Source organism: Paenibacillus sp. FSL R5-192, from assembly GCF_000517845.1.
Classification (GTDB): Bacteria; Bacillota; Bacilli; order Paenibacillales; family Paenibacillaceae; genus Paenibacillus; species Paenibacillus amylolyticus.
On record NZ_ASPR01000051.1, the window covers coordinates 1 to 2,415 of the forward strand.

Annotated in this window: 5 protein-coding genes and 1 pseudogene; all 6 read right to left on the reverse strand. The window is 43.9% G+C overall.

What is annotated here, in order from left to right; genetic code table 11:
* A pseudogene (locus tag C161_RS26985) lies at positions 1-252 on the reverse strand (hypothetical protein); the annotation flags it as partial.
* Positions 253-279: 27 nt separating this feature from the next.
* A complete protein-coding gene (locus C161_RS26990) occupies positions 280-486 on the reverse strand; it encodes a hypothetical protein (protein ID WP_036674031.1) in 207 nt (68 codons plus the stop codon).
* 9 nt (positions 487-495) lie between these two features.
* Positions 496-930: a hypothetical protein gene (locus C161_RS26995; RefSeq protein WP_036674033.1), complete on the reverse strand. Its 435-nt coding sequence runs from the start codon at positions 928-930 to the stop codon at positions 496-498.
* On the reverse strand, positions 927-1,505 hold the full coding sequence (locus tag C161_RS27000; RefSeq protein WP_036674034.1) for a hypothetical protein: 579 nt from the start codon (positions 1,503-1,505) through the stop codon (positions 927-929). The genes C161_RS26995 and C161_RS27000 overlap by 4 nt, the downstream gene beginning before the upstream one ends.
* The gene (locus C161_RS27005) at positions 1,502-2,077 is read right to left on the reverse strand and encodes a hypothetical protein (protein WP_036674036.1); all 576 of its coding nucleotides are present in this window, start codon (positions 2,075-2,077) and stop codon (positions 1,502-1,504) included. Before C161_RS27005 ends, C161_RS27000 begins: the two co-directional genes overlap by 4 nt.
* The coding region (locus C161_RS32630) for a hypothetical protein (RefSeq protein ID WP_036674038.1) at positions 2,077-2,415 on the reverse strand (339 nt) is incomplete at its 5' end. The genes C161_RS27005 and C161_RS32630, both read right to left, overlap by 1 nt.

A 2,415-nucleotide genomic window follows, 5' to 3' on the forward strand; every position in this document is an offset into this window, starting at 1 on the left:
TTTCTCTGTTTTACCCCCTTGAGACATATCGGCAATAGCTGCTGAATAACGCGGAACTTCAATACTTACTTTGTCTTGTAGGTCCCCTGCTGTGTAGTGGAATGCATATCCACTGTCGCCTCCCATGACCGCCTGCCAGTCAAATTGCAGTTGTAACGTAACCTTTGTTACCTTGTCCTCAACGTACTTAATTGTTCCATCCAAATTACGGGCTACGATTGTTCCTACGCCATCAAAAACAAGTGGTCTCATATTTATCCTCCTTGGGTTTAGAGTTGATTAAACAAGCTCCCAGAGCCGTGCATCAATCTCTTCAATTCGTTTATATTCCTTCGTGTCTTCATACTTTTCAACCGGTTCCTTGCCATCCATCAATCCGAGTTTTTGTGCGAGACGAACCTTTTCTCGGATCAACTTCTCTAGCTCAGGAAATTCTTCCTTAAGTTCCGGCTTGTTATCTGTTAATTCAGTTTGTTTTTCAGACATATCCTCACCTCAATTCATCCGGAGATAGTCAACATCAAATATTGCCTTATACCCTTTGACACCTTGTATACCCGTTGCAAAATCAGCATCGTACGTCAGTACACAAAGGTATGTCGCCCAACCTGGCATCGTTATCCGTTTATCGTGTAAAATACGAAATGCTCTTTCGAACAACAGCTTCGCCGCATAACCAGTACCAGCATAAAAATCTAAGCAAAACTTTCCTTCGAAGACTAATTGATTCGGAGAATAGCGCCCTGGCATCACATATTGGCAGATATGAGGAACAGTTTCATAACTTACAGTGATTTCAGGTTCCATTCCCTTTGTCAATCTCTTCACTACCTCCTCGGAAGGTGAAGATGAGTCAAGCTCAAGTAACTCCATGAGTTCGGAATCACCTTTAAGCGCATGCTGAACTGCATCCAACAATTGAAGACTCAATCTCTCACCTCCCTGAAGTAACGATGATATGGAAACTCGGTAATGACACGACTAATCCCGTTTAATATCCGATCACGATTGGATTCAAGAGCTATACGCATGAAATAAGTAGGAGGAGTAGCTTTGAACGAAGGATCAAGGTCCCCGCGTTCTGCTAACTCCTCCAAATCTACACCTGCGTATCCGCCTTTGGACTTTTTAATTGTGCCGTCGATAGCTCGGTAAGTACCTCTACCCCGGCCTACAACTACCCGGCTACCCTTTGACCTCAGCTTGTTCCAAGCTTCACTGTTCATGTAACTTACCAGACCCGGGTTTTGACTCGGTCCAGCCATAAGTGATCCTTTACCGAACTGTTCCAGCCAGGCTTGCCAGTAATCAGCAGTGATGTCTCCTGAAATCATTTGGTTCGCCAGCAAAGTCATTTGCATTTCCAAACTCTCTCTGACAGCAGGGTAATATCTGATACCAGTCTTAGCAGTAAGCATAACGATTTTCGTCAGACCTGTGATTTCAACTGCCAACTTGTTTTCCAAGTCCTTCGCTGCACGTTCTGCATCGTACCCGGTAATCATCGCCTGTCCTCGCACAACTGAATATGTAGGAGATTGGGATACTTGATCCGATCCACCACATCCACTTGATATTTCTTACCAGCAATCACGATGCGGTCTGGACTTACCAATGTCGGATCACTCGGTTCCCTGACATCAATACTAGTCTGCAAAAGAAGAACAAGGGAAGTTGTAGATAGAAGACCAGGTTCTTCTTGTCTCAACTGAGCAGAGACATGTTGAGCGAAACCAATGATATCCCCAGCTACGAGTGTAAACTCAGGTTTGCCCTTTGGATTGTCATTCGCATCGAACTCCTGCATGTACCTTTGAACTTCCACGGTAACGTTCGTTTTGATTAAGGAACAGTATTTGTCTTTGGTTGCAGTATAACGGAGAGTTTGGACCAGTAATGTCATATCACTCTGCACGACATCCCCAGGTAATACAGGAGACTTAGGAGCAAAAAGGCCGTTGTACATGTACTCTTTACCGAGAACCGTAGTCGCCTTTGTTTCTCTGGACAGAATGACTTTATCCTGTTCCCCATTTACAGTGCAGGGCGAATGTCTATGAACGAAATCTTTAAACATCAGAAACGCCTCCTTTCCTTCTCCCTAGTGGGACCAGACAACATAAATAATGGAGCATCCATGGTCTCTTGAAAACTAGAGATCAAGCCGATGAATTCATTTGCCTCTTCAACGAGTTGTGAGGCACGTCTATCCCAATTAACTGCCTGATTTTCGAAAGAGAAATCGAAATCTTTCATCGTTTTTTTGATTCTCGCAGCCATAGATGGAGCCAGTATAGCAGCAACCATACAAATAGCTGCTGCATATACATAGGATTTATCATCACCAATCAAATCAGCGTAATCTGGAACTTGCTTTACAATCCTCGCTTCAGCGATTGGTAAAACAGAAATAGC